This window comes from Sulfitobacter sediminilitoris (genome assembly GCF_010667575.1).
In the GTDB taxonomy this organism is placed as follows: Bacteria; Pseudomonadota; Alphaproteobacteria; order Rhodobacterales; family Rhodobacteraceae; genus Sulfitobacter; species Sulfitobacter sediminilitoris.
This window is the reverse complement of record NZ_JAABNT010000009.1, coordinates 48656-64114: the sequence shown is the minus strand read 5'-3', so window position 1 is coordinate 64114 and position 15459 is coordinate 48656. Positions and strand designations below refer to the sequence as shown.

Here is a 15459-nt window from a genome sequence, read left to right as displayed (position 1 = left end):
CGACGCACAACCATTGCTACATTCCCTTGCTCCCAAGCAGGCCTGCTGTTTCAAGAAACTTCTTCTGTACCTTGCCGCTTGGGTCTTCGACGTTGCCGACAATGCTCCAGCGCACGGGTCTGATGCCGCAGAATTTCAGTATGTTGCGGTCAAGACTTCGCAGGGAGTGAGCGAAGAAGAACCAGCGATAGAAAAATCCCGGCATGCCCATGGTCACAATAACCCGCGCTGATTTACCCTTTAGCGCGCCATGCCAGTTTTGACCGTCCATTTCGAAGGCAAAGCCTTTGCGAAAGACCTGTTCTATCCATGCTTTCAGCAGGGCAGGCACATCGCCCATCCACAGCGGATAGATCATCACGATATGATCCGCATCCTTGATCGCGGTCTGGGCGTCGCGGACGTAGTCAGGGACCGTGTTGCTTTCCCATTCTTCCTTGGTACGCAGGAAAGTCACTTCTGACCGGGCAACATCCAAGACCGTGATCATGTGCCCTGCCTGCGCTGCGGCAACGCGGTAAGCCTCGGCAACAGCGTGACAATAATGGCCGCCGGCGGCGTCAGGATGTCCCAGGATGATCACGATATTCTTCATGGCTCACCCATTGGTTTGCGGGTGACGCAGAATATCGGCCATCCGTAGATAGTCTGTGAGGTCAGCCAAGGTGATGACGCCTAACAGCTTGTGATCATCCACGACCAAAAACTTGCGTCTTCCGGTCTTGGAGATATGTGACATCAAATCCTGAGCAGCCATGTCCGGCGACACCATCGAGGCGTTTTCAAGCCCGGCAAACACATCCCCGACTTGCGTGTTGGCCCAATTTTCGCGGTCGATGGAAGCGAGGACGCCCGCGTCCATGTGCCCAAGCAGCGCGCCGTCTTCGACAACTGGAACAAACTGCACATGCTTTTGTAGCATCACCGTATTGACGAAGGCGGAGAGCGTCATGCCCGGCGAGACGACAACCGGATCCGCGACCATAAGTTCACGCACTGATTTGTTTGCGAACACGCTCTGTGCGAGCTGATGCTGGTAGCTTGAGCGCGCAGCCGCCAAGATGAACAAACCGATCATGATCTGCCATATGCCCGCAGCAATGATGCCTTGGAAAAGCGCCAAAACGCCAAAGAACATCAGCACCATGGCAAAGATGGTACCTGATTTTGCCGCTGTTTCCGTGGCACGCAGAATATCCCCGTGGCGATGCCACAGCCACGCGCGCAACACACGGCCACCGTCAAGCGGAAAGGCGGGCACGAGATTGAACAGGGCCAGCACAAGATTGATCATCGACAGGTAGGACAGGACCTCGGTCAGTGGTGATGAGCCAATGGCCAGGGTCGATACCCCTGCCAAGATCCAAAAACCGAGTGATAGCAGGAGACTCATCAGCGGTCCTGCAATTGCTACCAGCAATTCAACTTCGGCTGATTTCGGTTCTGCCTCCAGCTCTGCCACGCCGCCGAAAAGAAACAGGGTGATACCCTTGATCTCAATCCCAAAATGCCGCGCCACGACTGAATGAGACATCTCATGCAACAAGAGCGAGGCGAAGAAGCACAGCATCGCAAAGACGCCCATCAGCAGATAGGTTTGCTGGCTGAGGCCGGGCATGGTTGAAGGGAAATACTGTTGCGCAAGGCTCCAGGTGATCAGCGCGGCAATCAAAAGCCAGCTTGGGTCCAATTTGATGTCAAAGCCGGCAAAAGAGAAGATCTTAACTGAGTTTGAGAACATCATGCAGCCTTTTTTCTTTTCACTCTAAAGCGCACAGAAGTTGCCGAATTGATCTGTCTCAAAAACCGGACGAACAATCCAAAAGCAGGTTTCGCGTTGACAAATATCAATGGAAAAGCCCTATGGCCGGGCTATCAACGCCCCAACGAAGGATGACCTCCTATGCTGACACAACCGACTTGGCGTGCGCATTTTCCCGGTCTTGGCGGAATTTCCGACGACGTGTCCCGCCTTCTTGATCGCAAAGCGCGGACTGTGAAGCTCGACAAGGGGTCGATTATATTTGGTCCCGGCAATCCGGCCGAAAACCTCCTGTTGCTGGTCAAGGGAACGGTCCGGGTTCAGCAATTGTCAGAAGCAGGGCGCGAGATCGTGCTTTATCGTGTACACGCAGGTGAAAGCTGCGTTCTGACCACTGCGTGCCTTCTGGCGTTCGAAGACTATTCCGCCGAAGGCATCGCTGAGACAGATGTCGAGGCGATCCTGATCCCAAGAGATGACTTTGACGAACTCATGTCGATCTCAAAGGAATTCCGCGCCTTCGTTTTTGAGGCCTATTCCAAGCGGATCACGGATCTTTTCCTTGTGATCGAGGAAATTGCGTTCAAACGCATGGACATCCGTGTCGCGCAAAAATTGCTAGAGTTGAGTGGTGAAGACAGCACTTTGCATCTCACCCATCAGCAACTGGCGGTCGAACTTGGCACCGCAAGGGAAGTGATTTCCCGTCAACTCAAGGAATTCGAGCGCCGCAACTGGCTGACCCTCAGCCGGGGCGTTATCGAACTACGTAACCCGGTCGCAATCAAACGTCTGGCTGACACAGCCTGACATTTGTGTGACAAACTCACCGAACGCCGTCCCTGTGACGGTTAGGATGAAGTTTAACCTAACTGAAAGGACTTCGAAATGAGCGCCAACGTTGGTAATGCCGACCGCCTCTTCCGGCTTGTGGTCGGTATCATTCTGCTTCTCTCTCCGTTGCTTAATATGCCTGCAATCTGGTCCAGCAGCGGCTTCGCTTATGCGAGTATGGCGGTGGGTGTGATATTGATCGCAACATCGCTTTTCCGTTTTTGTCCCCTCTATCGCCTCATTGGCGTCTCAACCTGCAAGCTCTGAACCATGGAAACTTCATTTACCCCTTTCGCGTCGCTGGGTGGCGGCATTCTGATCGGTCTGGCTGCGGTCATGCTGATGTTTCTGCGTGGTCGTATCATGGGGGCCACCGGTGTTCTTGCCGGTGCCCTGAGACCTGCCAGCCGATATGATTGGACATGGCGGGCCCTGTTGCTGCTTGGCATGTTCACCGGCCCTTGGGTCTATCTTGTTTTTGCGGGCAGCTTGCCGGCGATTGATGTGCCGGTATCCACCGTGATGCTGCTGATCGGCGGCTTTCTGGTTGGCATCGGTGTGACCTTGGGGTCTGGCTGTACCTCTGGTCACGGTGTGTGCGGTATGGCGCGGCTGTCGCCTCGGTCCTTTGCTGCAACGGGAACGTTCATGCTGACGACCGGCATTACCGTTTACCTTGTTCGTCACGTGTTTGGAGCCTGATCATGCGTAATTTGCTTACACTCCTGACCGGTGTCGTGTTTGGCACGGGTATTGCCCTTTCTGGCATGGCCAACCCTGCCAAGGTCATCAACTTCTTCGATATCGCCGGATCATGGGATCCCAGCCTTGCCTTCGTGATGGGCGGTGCGGTGATCGTTACCTTCATCGGCTACCGGCTGGTGCTGCAGCGCGAGCGGCCCGTGTTTGAGCCGCAGTTCGATATTCCCACCAACCGTCGCTTGGACGTCAAGCTGATCGGAGGATCTGCTATCTTTGGCGTAGGCTGGGGCATCGCGGGTTTTTGTCCGGGTGGTGCACTGCCTGCCCTTGGCACAGGCAACACGAATGTTATCATCTTCGTTGTTGCCTTGATTGCGGGTATGTTTTTCACCCGTTTCATGCTGACCCGGGGTGGGGCAGGCGGAAAGACCGCGCAACCGGCAGAGTAACGTCGAGACCAGAAAAGGGCACCTTGAATGCTTTTTGCCCTACTGATCGGATCCACAATGATGATCGGCTGCCTTGCGGCGGCCATCTTCTTTTTCGGCGTCGCCGCACGTGTGCTGCGTTGGCTGGAAGAGACGCAAGCCTTTGGCTACCGCCGGTTCACCAATTTGTTTGAACTGGCGGTTACTTTTGTCTGGATATTGTTCGTCCTATCCTTCTCAGTCTGGGGCTGGGCTGCGCTTTACCTGTCGCTTGATCTGTTCACCGGGCTTGAACCCGCGCTCTATTTCGCCATCGCGTCCTTCACGACCGTCGGCTACGGTGATGTCGTGCTGGAACCGGGCTGGCGCCTCTTGGCCGGGATGACGGCGACACACGGGCTCTTGACCTTTGGTCTATTCACCGCCTTTCTTGTCGAAGTATTCAACCTGCCGGTCCGGTCCCGGCGCGGTTGATTTGTCTCAATATGTGCCTCGCGTGGCCGTCCTAATCTGATATCCAGCGAGCAAAAAGGAAACACCAATGGTTGATCACGCGCATTTCAAAAAGATCATCATGGACCGCATGTCTGAACTGGGCTTGCGAATTCATGACATTGACGAGGAACTGGGACACCAGATGACAAAGGATCTGCCAGATCAGGCCATTGATCTTGAGGATGACGAGGTTCTGGAAGGTCTCGGCCACGCGGCAGAAAAAGAAGTCACACTGCTTAAGGCCGCGCTTGACCGGATCGCGGACGGCACCTACGGCACCTGCCTTCAATGCGGAGAGGCTATTTCTCAGGAGCGTCTTGAGGCGGTTCCTTATGCGCCGTTGTGCAAGAACTGTGCGACGGCTGCGACTGGCTGACGCTCAGCCGTATGGCCCACATGGTGCAAAACGGGCCAATCAATTCAAACACGACTGTTGAGCCAACGGTCAGGATCATGATCTGATCCTTCCACGCTGGCAGGGCCTGACCTGCCAGCAGTGCCATGCCAATCGCAACCCCGGCCTGCGGCAGCAACGCTATGCCAAAAAGCGGCTTGTTGCGTTCTGTTGACTTGGCCAGCGACGCCCCGATCCACCCCCCAGCAAGTCTTGAAACCGTGCGAAGCAGCACGAATGCAATGCCAATGCCTCCCAAAGCCGCAATTGACGGCAGATTCAGCGATGCACCGGCAAGGATGAAGAAGAGGATCATGAACGGCCACTGAATGTGCTCGATCTCATGGAATGCGCGGTTGTGGTGGCTTGCCACGTTGGCGATTAGCGCACCGACGACCATGCCAGCGATCAGGAAGGACACCTCCATCCAAAGCGCCAGCCCTGCCGTGAGAAACGCGATGCCAAGTGCCTCGACTTCAAGCGGCTCTCCGTCGTCGATCCGACCGGTGAGAAAGGCCGCCGGCAAACCGATCACCAGGCCCAAAAAAATTGCGCCGCCGATCTCGTAGGTGGCCGATAGCGGTACGGCATTTTCTGTCCCGTTCAGGTGTGTTGCGATGCTCAGGCAAAGACTGAACGCGATCAGCCCCCAAACGTCGTCAATTGCCACGATGCCTTTGACGCTACGGACAAACCCGTTATCGATGCCGGACTGTCGGATCACGTCCAGTGTGGCAGCCGGGGCGGTTGCGGTGGCGATACTGGCCAAGACCAGCGCCAGTGCCAGATCGACCTTCAGGAGCAGGAGGCCAAGCGTCACCACACTCAGGGTCGACAGAACAATCGCAACTGAGATCAGGAGGATCTCGACCCCGTGCGATTTGAGGCTGTCAGCCTTGAGCGATCCACCCAGCAGAAATGAAACAAAGGTCAGCGCGGCGACCATGATGGTATCCGTCAGTGCTTCGATCCGTTCGGGCAACAATCCGAGCCATCCGGCAATCAAACCACACATCAGCAAAAGTGTAACACGCGGTACCCGTGTCCTACGTCCGATCTGATCGGCCAGCAGCCCCGCAAAGAACAGAATTCCCAAGGCCAAAAGCGTATCGGAGTAGATCATACCATTGCACCGCGCTCCTTGACCTGTCGCAGGGCAAAGGCCGTCTTACTTGCGGGCTTTACGTTCGTGCACAAGTGGCTGTCAGATGGGTGTGGCCCGATCACTCCTGAATACTCTCTATGTAATTGGCCACGGCCAACATGCCCGCAGGAACCGTGATTTCCTTGCCATCGCTTTGCACGGTGACCAACCGGCCCAGATCTGCGGTCCCAAATACAGGCATCGCAGCCGTGGGATGATCCGGCCCCACCTTGCCTGCAATGATCTCCATCAAATAGGCCCGCGGAAACCGCCCTTTGTTCTGTCGTGTCAGGCGGGTAAGGTCGGGCGGCGCTTCGCCAAGGCCCAATGATGCCGGGCCCGCCCCGCGCCCATCCGCACCGTGGCAGGCCGCGCAATTGGCAGCAAACAGCATCGCCCCTGTCTCAACGTCAGTGCCGACCGCCTTTGGCTCAGGTGTGCATCCTGCAATAGCCAAGGCCAGAAAGGGGAGTAGCTTCAAGATAACTTTGGATCGCATTGGCATTCGCGCCCTTTCGATAGTGCGGTTTTTACAGAGTTAATGCGGGCGAGAGCCCTTGCATTGATCTACCGCAATCCTCCTGAACCGCATAGCAAAACCCAAGACCGTGACTGACGCCGCAGGCATAGGAACAGGTGCGTATTCTTTGACAACGCCCGGCCCCCCGTTGCCCCCGTGTTCCCGCATTTGGCGAATTCTCGATTCGGTGGTAGCTTGTCTGCATTTAAGAAGAGGGATTTTGAATGGAGGCCATTCAGTGACGCATCACCTGCGCGGCTCAGACGGCTACGCCCGAAAAGAAATTAAGGGTGCGAAGTCTGGGATGCGCAGCGTTTCGACAAGGGTTCGCCCAGAGACCGTGTAAAGATGGCCGCATGTGCTGTCGCGGATGAAGGGTTGGAAACGCAAGGAAACAGACGCCGCGTGCATTAAATCGTGTCGGACCTTGGATACCTTAGGCTGACGCAGGTGGTTAGCCCGCTCATTCGTTTGACCTTGCTCTGAATTATGACGGGGCCGCTGTGGCCCGATCACAAGAAGGGATACTTATTATGGCCCAGCAGAGATACGCAGACCTCCAGCGTGGTCCCATCCCCCAAGGCCGAGACCCGCTTTCCATTGAACTGGTCACGGCGGAGCCGGTCTCTGAAAACGAGATTTCGGCACGCGTGCGCGATGCGCTCCCAGACGCGACGTTTGCCGTCGAAGCGGCCTTTGACGCAGACGCAGATCGCTACCATTTCGTCGATTTTCCCGACATCGACCCGCATGGACAGGAAGCAGACATTTTCGCATTTGCCCGCGACCTGCGCGCGGCCACGCAAACGCAGGAAGCCAACCCCGTGTTGCCCGACAGCCTTTACGGGGCGCATCACGTCGCCGGAGAGACCGAAGGTCTGTTCAGCCTGTGTGAGACACCAAGGGACAATTCCCTGCCCTTTGGCTGGCATCATCCCCAAATTGATACCATCGGCGCATGGCAGCATACCAAGGGGAATGGATCCACCGTCGCGGTGATCGACACGGGCTATAGCGACCATGCCGAGCTACACGGCGTCAGCACTTCAAATGGAGAAATCAACCTTGTCGAAGGGGGCACGGATGCGCGTGACCGTTTTTCAACCGGACTGATGAAGCATCCCGGTCACGGTACGCTGGTGATGTCTGTCGTTGCTTCTCGCGGCACGGCAAATGCGGCAGGCCAGACCGGAGTGCCGGGAGCGATCACAGGCTCGGCACCTGCAGCCAAGGTGATGCCGATCCGCGCGATCCGCTCTGTGATTGATTTTAACCAGCGCCGCATTGCGACGGCGATTGATCATGCGGTGGCGCATGGTGCGGATGTGATTTCGATGGCGCTGGGCGGCCCCAGCCGCGTGGCCAGCACCGAGGCCGCCCTGCGTCGCGCCACGAACGCTGGTGTCGTGATCGTATGTGCGGCTGGGAATTGCTGGCCGTCCGTGGTGTTCCCCGCAGCCTATGCGGCCCTTGGCATTTGCACCGCTGTAGCAGCGCTACAACCGGACCGCCGTCCTTGGAAGAAAAGCGGACGCGGTGGGCAGGTCAGTTTCTCAGCCTTTGGAGAACAGGTCTGGGGAGCGGCCAAGAACAAGGCCAGCGATCCCGCGGGCGGCATCCGTTCCAGTCAGGGGACAACCCTGGCCACATCTATGACTGCTGGGGTAGCGGCGCTGTGGGTTGCCAAACACGGTGGGCGCGCACCGCTGAAACAGATCGCGGACCAACGGGGGACGACGGTGCAGGCGATGTGGGTCAAATGTGCCACTGCAGGAATGCAGCCACCATCGGTCTGGAACGGTGCCTCTGATCTTGGCGCGGGCGTTCTGAATGCCCGCGCCGCGCTTGAGGCCAGCCTGCCCGCCGCGACGGAGGCGCCAGCCGCACCATCACCCGATGCGGTCTCGACCCTCAACATCCTGCAACTGCATCTGATAGGCAGCAGCGAGGCAATGGCGGCTGACGCCGTCAGCGCCGATATGGCCGATCTTGCGCCAGAACTGATCTGGCTCAGCTACCGCACCGGCGCCAAGAAGCGGATGCTGGAGACCGACAGCGAAGCGGTGATCCAACCTGATGTGCCCAGCCCCGCCGTGGCCGAGGCGCTGGCGAATACGCCAGCCCTGCGTGCGGCCATTGGCGGCTGAGCGGAAAGGGCCGACATGACGATCCCGGTCCAGAACCTGCGCGATGTGCTGCAACGCCACGCTTCGGTCGTTGATCTGGCGCTTGAGCAGCTTTTTCCCGATCCGACACGGCCGGTCAGCCTAGATGCACTTCGGGTGCTGATCGAAGATGGTCAGGATCTTGCCGATGTCCTGAAACTGGTAATCGAAGAAAAAGAACTGAGCGAAAGCCTTGAGGCTTTCCTTAATGCGCGCGGCATCGCACTGACCGCAAAGAATCGATCCGACATCTGGGACCAGAATATTCCCCCGCTGCCGGGAGCGGCCATCGCCGAACCTGATCCAAACGAAATCCCGATGAAAGAAGAAGGACTTTTCGCGCTGCGCGCTTCTGCGTTTCGGTGTCGTATTGAAGTGGACGACACAACGCAGGGCTCTGGTGCGTTCATTTCCAAGCGCCTTGTCCTGACCGCCGCGCATGTCATTGATAAGGTGATCAAAGCGCAGGAAACCGCGTTGGCGAATGGTCAGGACGATCCCGATCTGCCCCGGATCACCGTGAAGGCGTCCGACGGAAAAACCTTTCCGGCGCGGTGTGTCTGGTATTCGCCCGTACATGACAATGAACGTAACGGCGATCTGCCTCCGCAGGCTGAGGTCGACAAACACAAGGATGTGGCGGTGCTTCGTGTGGGTCTGCCGTTGGGCCTGAGCTATGGATATTGCGAGTTGCCAGATAAGCCGATCGACTGGATTGGCCCGCGCCTGATGACATTGGTGCATTATCCGCAAGGGAATATCAAAGGGCTGACCAAAGGCCGCGTGCAGCGCGATACGCCCGGCGACATCCGGCTGCGGCACGACGTGGACACGGCCGGCGGATCATCCGGCGGGCTGGCTTTCGATCATGATCTGGAATTCATCGGCATCCATCAAGGCCGCTGGAACGACTTTCGCAAGTTGGTGCCACATGGTGTTTTTGCCAAAGCACCCGGTTTCGTCGATGCCATCAAACGGGATCAGCCCACGCGATATCTCTGGTCGCTGGATGACAGTATTGAGGGTCAACTGATCATCGGCCGCAGCCAGTTTTTTGCGGGGCTTGCCAAGATGATCGAAGAACCCGGGTCACTGCTGCGCGGGATCTGGGTGCGGCGGACGGATGTGACTCAGACAACCGGGCTCAGCTTTAGCTTTGAGATGCTGACTGCTTTTCTCATGAACCGTATTCGCCCCTCGGATGCCAAGACAAAGCACGTCTGTTTCCAAATCCCCACCGACCTTGAAGAACTTGACCTGATCTCGACACTCGCGCGGGAAGTGTTGGGCGCGCTTGCGGCAGAGGCCGCAGCCGGGGTGCGCGCCGGAGAGACCGGCGATGTTGCGGAGGAACGTGACCGCGCCATGCGTCTGGCGCGGGATTTACAACAACGCGCCGCGGACGAGCAGGCTACATACTGGATATTTTTTGAACCACCCCCGGACGGCAAATTGTCTGACGCGGCCCGCACCCAGTTCGAACATCTGACGGAATGGCTGGTCACGCACAGGAACCTGCGCATCGTGCTCGCCGGTTTCGAACAATACGCCCTTGCCCCCCTCAAATTTCAGCGGCCTGAGGAGGCAGACACGGCGCGCCGTCCGGGCCTTTTGGTCGATGCGTTGGGCCGGTTCACGAATACCGATGTCAAGGTGACGCTTCAGGCCATGCTGTCCGATCTGCGGAATGAAGATAACATCAATCCGGTGGTCATGGACGACCTGATTGGGCAAGTGACGCGGCAATTGGTTGATCATACAACAGGTATCTACGAATTCGACGAACTGGGCGAAGCGGTGACACGGATCCGCCGGATCGTCAAAGCACGGCTAGGGTGGGATTGATGGTTGAAACCGCCGAATACCTGAACCTCCGCGACGCGCTTTTTATGCAAGCGGCGTTGATGGATGACTTCCTGCCGCGCGATCTGCTGAAGCAGGTCATCCCCGCAGAATACGCCCAGGACATCCTGCTGCGCGCGCAGCTTATGTCGGCCCTGCGTGAGAAGTGTTCGACACAAGGTGATATGTGGCAGATGCGGCCGATTGCGCGACGCAAACTGCTCAGCAAGCAGACCTCGCAGGACAGTCTGCCGGACACTGAAATCAGTGCAGCGCTGAAGGCCGAGAGTATCTACGCTCCGGATGCCTTGCGCAAAATGGTCGAAGACACCGCTCCGATTGATACGCTGTCGGTTGCTGTTGCGACGCTGGAACAGGCTGGCCCATCCGCTCCCGGACATGCGCAGCTCGTCGCGCTCAGCAGCAAGCTCGACAAGCTGCGCAAGGAGCAAGCGACCGATACACTTTTGGGGGATGACTTCGTAGGGCGGGACGCTGAAATCAGACGCCTTCTTGATGTGCTGGACAATCCTGAGCGTCAGGCACCCCTGCATGCCTTGCATATTCAGGGCCTGCCTGGGGTTGGCAAGACATTCCTGTTGGAAGAACTCAGTCGGCTGTGCCGGGAGCGACCACGCATCGTGATGGTCAGGCTCGACTTTGACCGGTCCTCTTTGAGTGACGGTGAGACGGAGGCAGTCTTTGACGAAATCTCGCGACAGATTGGGACCGCGATGCCCGAAGTTTCGGCCGAATTGCACGATTTGCGTCTGCGCACGGCGGAACGGCGTACCCGGATCGGTGTAGAATCGACACCGTCTGTGCCATTTGATCTGCTGCACCGGATGATCGAGATATTGGCAGAAAGGGACCGGCAGCTTCTTTTGCTGTTGGACACGCTCGAAGTTCTGCATGGTCATGGCGCGACATTCGTCAACCGATTGCTGTCAGAGATTGACCGCTTTGCTGACAAAGAGCGGATCGACATCAGCGTGATATCTGCAGGTCGCGGACCGATTTTCGCGCAAGGGGACAAGCGGCTGCGTGACCTGATGTTGCTGGAAGAGCTGGACCGCGAAGTAACAGTTGCCATCCTCAACAAGCGCAACGTGCCTCCAGAACTTCACGCACGCATCATCGAACTGTCAGGTGGCAATCCGCTGCGATTGATCCTTGTTGCCCGGGCAGTGCAGGAAGATGGCAGCAACGGTGTGCTCGGAGATGTTGAAATCCGCGATGCGGGCAACGGGTACCTCTATCGTGCAATCCTGTCACGGGTACCCGCCGACATTCGCGAAATAGCTGCCGAAGGGCTGATCCTGCCCGAGGTGGGGAGCTGGGAGCTGCGTAACATCATTGGCCCTGCCTTGGATATCAACATTGACGATGAACGGGCAGCCGAACTTCTGGAAATGCTGGAAAAGCAGCGCTGGATGATCCGGCAGACGGGCGAAGATCGTTTCGCTCATATCGATGAAGTCCGTCGCGAGATCTTGGAACTGACATATCAGGAAAGTCCGGACCTTACGCGCAGGATCAACGAACGTGCCGCTGAAATGTTGGCAGACGGTGATCCGGTACAGGCTCTTTATCATCGTCTGCAACTCTCTCGCGATGGTCGCTCGATGCCTGAAATCCCTCCCGAATATGCGCGGCGATTGACCGATGCTTTGATGGAGGACCTTCCGCCAGCCGCCCAAGACGCTGTACTGCGCGCGCGGGGGCAACGATCGCGGGTGGATGAGGGGGCTGAAAAATCAGCGCCCTCCGCGCAGAGGTATGACCGCGTGGCGGTTAGAAAGGCGGGGGCCGCTGAGATCGGTGCCGTCTTGCTGCGCGCTGTCCCGGACGTGGGCGGGGGCCGTCTCATTCTTGTCGATCACACCGGTGATGCCCCGCCGATCGACCCGGGCGGTCTTGCAGATCTGCGCAACATGCTGGAGTCCCGGCAAGGTCGCGAGGCGACGTACATCCTCAAGCAGGTTATGGCCACGCCATTCCGCCTGGAAGGGGAGGCGGGTCTTCTGGCGCTGACCCACCAGTGGCAAACAGGGCATTGGTCCATGGCAAAGGTTCTTTTCGACCGTTTGTCCGATGATACTTTGGACAGTGCCGTACAAGAAGACATCGGTCTCAGCGGTCTTGCCCTGCTGGAGATGTGGGCAGAGTTTCGATTTGATGAGTTGTGCAACCGCTTGGCAGAGCCGCATATCTTTGACGCGACACAACACGCGCTTAGCCTGACACAACGGAGCGGGATCAATGTAGGGGCCTTGGCCTTTGCCCATCTTGTTGTGGCAGGCTCCGAAATGGCGAGCGAACATGGCGGTGTCGGGATGCTGTCCCCCTATCTGTCTGAACAGCCGACCTATATGGACCGGAACATGGCGGAACGCAGTCATGCGCAGCGAGCAGAGTTTGGCCTTGATTTCAAAGCAGATCAGGCGGACCCGCGCAGCTTGCCGCCCACCGGGTTTGCACAGGTGATGGCACCTCTCAACCCTTACGCAGAACCTGTGCGCGCCTTGCTCGAAGACCTGATGGACGACCCCGATAGAAAGGTGCTGCAGGATGTTGCCGCGCTGGGCGGAAACCTAACCGAACTGGCATCGTATTTTGCCCCGGATGTCGATGGTGTTGCACAGGCGCAGGAACGGGCAGGCGGCGCCCCGCTTGAGGCCAATGCATTGCTCGCGGCCACCGGGCTGACAGCAGAGTTTGCGACCGGATACAGTTTCGTCTCGCCGATCCCGGACCTGCCCACCATTGCCCGCGCCGCCGAGCGCTGGCAACAAGCGACGCTTGGAAACTGGCAATTTGGAACACATCGGCCGGATGGCTGGACGCAGACAGAGTTTGATCCGCTGGTATTTGAGCGTGCGCAGGTCCTGATGCGTGACCCGGACCCTGTTCGTCGCGCCGTGCGGATGATCCGTATCTGGGATGATCCTGCATCTGACACTGGCGGCTCCGGCTCGGCCATTCTGAAACGTCGTCTGGCAAAACGCTACGCAGATATATCAGCCCTGAAAGGGTTGGAGGCGCGCATCGCAAAGCTGGAAAAGTCCGGCCTGCCGTCCGTGTTACAGGCGCCAGTGGCCGTCCTGTCAGAGATGGGCGTTCCCGCCAAGGAGATTTTCTGAATGGCCCTCAGGGCCAGCCCAAATTTGTGCAAAGGAGATTGATATGACCAGTCGTGAAGAAGCCAGCCGCAGCCGCTTGGAAGCTATGGGCGCAGAGGGCCAGATCGACAAGGTGCGCGCAGTCATTGACGCCTCTCCGCCGGTGTTGAAAGAGCTTGGCATCACGGTAGATCAGGCCAGTGAATTGCTGCGCACCCCAATCTCGGGTCTTGAGGCCGCAGGTGGCCAGCCCTCGCAGCTTGAAGCCATTGTCAAGGCGGTGGGCCGTCCGCCACTGATTGTGACGGGGGGCATTGTTCAGGGGAAACACACGCTAAACGCTGATTTCCCGCCTGATACAGATGTAAAGATTGCCGGGGTAGAGCCGTTTCTGCCGTATGTGGGACGGGTCGAGTTTCTCAATCACGACATGGCGTGGGGCGGCACCGCTTGGGTCATTGCCGAAGAAGCCGACCATCTGCTGATCTGCACCAATCGCCATGTGGCCGAGATTGTCGCCCGCCGAACGTTCCGCGGCGATGGGGTCTATATGTTCGCCCCCGCGAATTTGCCCTACGGCGCTCAGGTCGACTTTATTGAGGAAGTGGACGGCGATCCCAACCCGGATGCGGTTTTCCGGATTGAGAAGTTCACGTATCTGGCGGATGACGCCTCTGCCGATGTGGCGATCGGCAGAATTGCCAAACCGGACGACAACGCAGCCTATCCGCTCATGCCGCTTGATCTGGCCGAGGCTGATGGTGAGGATGGTGAGATTGTCGCCGTTGTCGGATACCCGGCACGCGACAGCCTGCGCAACGACCTCAGCCAGATGGAGAACTACTTTAAGGGTCTTTATGACGTGAAACGGTTTGCCCCCGGATTCCTGCAGGCGCAGGGTGGGGTGAGCATTCTCAGTCATGACTGCACCACCCTTGGTGGCAATTCCGGCAGCCCGGTCATCCGGTTGGAGGATGCCAAGGTGGTGGGTCTGCATTTTGCAGGCCGGTTCGCCGTGGGCAATTCCGCCGTGCGCGTCAGTACCTTGAGGTCGGTGCTCGATGGGACAGTGCCGACCCACGTTCCGGGGGCCGAACTCTCAGCGCCGGAAAGGCCCGATGGCGTTCATGATGCCGATCATTTCAACGGGCGTGGCGGGTATGATCCGGACTTTCTGCAGGTCGTTTCCGTGCCCCTGCCGCAAACTCCCGCGAACATCACGCTCTCCAAGCCGTCTGACGCAACGGCAGAGCGTCCGCACGAATTGCGCTACCAGAACTTCGGCATCCTTTACTCAGGCCAGCTCAAAAGCCCGGTCCTTGCTGCGATGAATCTGGATGGCGCATTGACCAGACCGCAAAAACGCGGAAGCGATAAATGGTATTCTGACGGGCGTCTGCCTGCCACTGACCAGCTTGGCAAAGACGACTACGACGATCCCGCGATCGACAGGGGCCATCTGATCCGCCGCGCAGCAACCAACTGGGGAGAGACCGAAGCAGAGGCGAAACTCTCAAACGCGGACAGCTTTCATTATACAATCGCCAGCCCTCAGCACATGTCATTCAACCGCAGCCGTTCCCAATGGCTCGGAATCGAGGATTACATCATGAGCAACGCGCGCACCCATGGATTTCGCTGCTGCGTATTCACGGGGCCGATCATTGTCGGCGGAGAGCCTCCGCTCAAGAACACAGGCTCTCCGATTCCGCTCAACTACTTCAAGGTCGTCACCATGCTTGCCGAGGAAGAAGGCTCACTTGGTATCTTGCGGCTGCACGCGACCGCTTACGTGTTGAGTCAGGGCCAATTGATCCAGCAACTGCTCATCGGGCAGGGGGATACCGAAAGCACCGAAGGCTTCGCGTTTGGAGAGTTCAAGACATTCCAGACCCGTATCGTCGATCTGGAAGAAATGAGCGGCTTTGACTTTGGCACGCTCAAGGATGCCGACCCGCTGGCGCGCCGCGTGGAAGAGATGGCAGTAGAGGGTCCGGCACCGACACCTTTTGTCACCGTGGAAGGTTACGCCAATATCGTGCTTTGATCGG

General features: G+C 58.0%; 14 protein-coding genes. 10 read left to right on the top strand and 4 right to left on the bottom strand.

Annotation, left to right across the window (positions count from 1 at the left end; genetic code table 11):
* Positions 1-16 precede the first annotated feature (16 nt).
* Positions 17-595, bottom strand: a complete 579-nt coding sequence (locus GV827_RS14590) for an NAD(P)H-dependent oxidoreductase (protein WP_164354550.1) — start codon at positions 593-595, stop codon at positions 17-19.
* 3 nt (positions 596-598) lie between these two features.
* Entirely contained in the window at positions 599-1741 is a 1143-nt protein-coding gene (locus GV827_RS14585) for a site-2 protease family protein (RefSeq protein WP_164354549.1), read from the bottom strand.
* A gap of 162 nt (positions 1742-1903) precedes the next feature.
* Between GV827_RS14585 and GV827_RS14580 the strand changes: the two genes are divergently transcribed.
* The 6 genes from GV827_RS14580 (at position 1904) to GV827_RS14560 (ending at position 4597) form a co-directional block, all read left to right on the top strand.
* A complete protein-coding gene (locus GV827_RS14580) occupies positions 1904-2572 on the top strand; it encodes a Crp/Fnr family transcriptional regulator (protein WP_164354548.1) in 669 nt (222 codons plus the stop codon).
* Positions 2573-2650: 78 nt separating this feature from the next.
* Positions 2651-2863 carry a YgaP family membrane protein gene (locus GV827_RS23410; protein WP_204325907.1) on the top strand — a complete coding sequence of 71 codons (213 nt, stop codon included), beginning with the start codon at positions 2651-2653 and terminating at the stop codon, positions 2861-2863.
* A 3-nt stretch (positions 2864-2866) separates the two neighbouring features.
* Positions 2867-3298: a YeeE/YedE family protein gene (locus GV827_RS14575; RefSeq protein ID WP_204325906.1), complete on the top strand. Its 432-nt coding sequence runs from the start codon at positions 2867-2869 to the stop codon at positions 3296-3298.
* 2 nt (positions 3299-3300) lie between these two features.
* On the top strand, positions 3301-3747 hold the full coding sequence (locus GV827_RS14570; protein WP_164354547.1) for a YeeE/YedE family protein: 447 nt from the start codon (positions 3301-3303) through the stop codon (positions 3745-3747).
* 27 nt (positions 3748-3774) lie between these two features.
* A complete protein-coding gene (locus GV827_RS14565) occupies positions 3775-4200 on the top strand; it encodes an ion channel (RefSeq protein WP_164354546.1) in 426 nt (141 codons plus the stop codon).
* Between the two features lie 67 nt (positions 4201-4267).
* The gene (locus GV827_RS14560) at positions 4268-4597 is read left to right on the top strand and encodes a TraR/DksA family transcriptional regulator (protein WP_164354545.1); all 330 of its coding nucleotides are present in this window, start codon (positions 4268-4270) and stop codon (positions 4595-4597) included.
* On the opposite strand, the gene GV827_RS14555 is transcribed toward GV827_RS14560, so the two are convergent.
* Entirely contained in the window at positions 4521-5738 is a 1218-nt protein-coding gene (locus GV827_RS14555; protein ID WP_164354544.1) for a cation:proton antiporter, read from the bottom strand. The genes GV827_RS14560 and GV827_RS14555 overlap by 77 nt on opposite strands.
* 100 nt (positions 5739-5838) lie before the next feature.
* Complete coding sequence (locus GV827_RS14550) at positions 5839-6240, bottom strand: c-type cytochrome (RefSeq protein ID WP_164354543.1); 402 nt, start codon at positions 6238-6240, stop codon at positions 5839-5841.
* Positions 6241-6812: 572 nt separating this feature from the next.
* Between GV827_RS14550 and GV827_RS14545 the strand changes: the two genes are divergently transcribed.
* The 4 genes from GV827_RS14545 to GV827_RS14530 are packed head-to-tail and all read left to right on the top strand — an operon-like array spanning position 6813 to position 15455.
* On the top strand, positions 6813-8426 hold the full coding sequence (locus GV827_RS14545) for a S8 family serine peptidase (protein WP_164354542.1): 1614 nt from the start codon (positions 6813-6815) through the stop codon (positions 8424-8426).
* Positions 8427-8441: 15 nt separating this feature from the next.
* On the top strand, positions 8442-10289 hold the full coding sequence (locus GV827_RS14540; protein ID WP_164354541.1) for a trypsin-like serine peptidase: 1848 nt from the start codon (positions 8442-8444) through the stop codon (positions 10287-10289).
* Positions 10289-13429 carry an ATP-binding protein gene (locus GV827_RS14535; protein WP_164354540.1) on the top strand — a complete coding sequence of 1047 codons (3141 nt, stop codon included), beginning with the start codon at positions 10289-10291 and terminating at the stop codon, positions 13427-13429. Before GV827_RS14540 ends, GV827_RS14535 begins: the two co-directional genes overlap by 1 nt.
* Before the next feature lie 43 nt (positions 13430-13472).
* Positions 13473-15455: a DNA/RNA non-specific endonuclease gene (locus tag GV827_RS14530; RefSeq protein WP_164354539.1), complete on the top strand. Its 1983-nt coding sequence runs from the start codon at positions 13473-13475 to the stop codon at positions 15453-15455.
* The last annotated feature ends 4 nt before the right edge of the window (positions 15456-15459 follow it).

Excerpts from the sequence above, each read along its gene's own strand:
- GV827_RS14590 (WP_164354550.1), bottom strand. The coding sequence starts at position 595 with ATGAAGAATATCGTGATCATCCTGGGACATCCTGACGCCGCCGGCGGC.
- GV827_RS14585 (WP_164354549.1), bottom strand. The coding sequence starts at position 1,741 with ATGTTCTCAAACTCAGTTAAGATCTTCTCTTTTGCCGGCTTTGACATC.
- GV827_RS14580 (WP_164354548.1), top strand. The coding sequence starts at position 1,904 with ATGCTGACACAACCGACTTGGCGTGCGCATTTTCCCGGTCTTGGCGGA.
- GV827_RS23410 (WP_204325907.1), top strand. The coding sequence starts at position 2,651 with ATGAGCGCCAACGTTGGTAATGCCGACCGCCTCTTCCGGCTTGTGGTC.
- GV827_RS14575 (WP_204325906.1), top strand. The coding sequence starts at position 2,867 with ATGGAAACTTCATTTACCCCTTTCGCGTCGCTGGGTGGCGGCATTCTG.
- GV827_RS14570 (WP_164354547.1), top strand. The coding sequence starts at position 3,301 with ATGCGTAATTTGCTTACACTCCTGACCGGTGTCGTGTTTGGCACGGGT.
- GV827_RS14565 (WP_164354546.1), top strand. The coding sequence starts at position 3,775 with ATGCTTTTTGCCCTACTGATCGGATCCACAATGATGATCGGCTGCCTT.
- GV827_RS14560 (WP_164354545.1), top strand. The coding sequence starts at position 4,268 with ATGGTTGATCACGCGCATTTCAAAAAGATCATCATGGACCGCATGTCT.
- GV827_RS14555 (WP_164354544.1), bottom strand. The coding sequence starts at position 5,738 with ATGATCTACTCCGATACGCTTTTGGCCTTGGGAATTCTGTTCTTTGCG.
- GV827_RS14545 (WP_164354542.1), top strand. The coding sequence starts at position 6,813 with ATGGCCCAGCAGAGATACGCAGACCTCCAGCGTGGTCCCATCCCCCAA.
- GV827_RS14540 (WP_164354541.1), top strand. The coding sequence starts at position 8,442 with ATGACGATCCCGGTCCAGAACCTGCGCGATGTGCTGCAACGCCACGCT.
- GV827_RS14535 (WP_164354540.1), top strand. The coding sequence starts at position 10,289 with ATGGTTGAAACCGCCGAATACCTGAACCTCCGCGACGCGCTTTTTATG.
- GV827_RS14530 (WP_164354539.1), top strand. The coding sequence starts at position 13,473 with ATGACCAGTCGTGAAGAAGCCAGCCGCAGCCGCTTGGAAGCTATGGGC.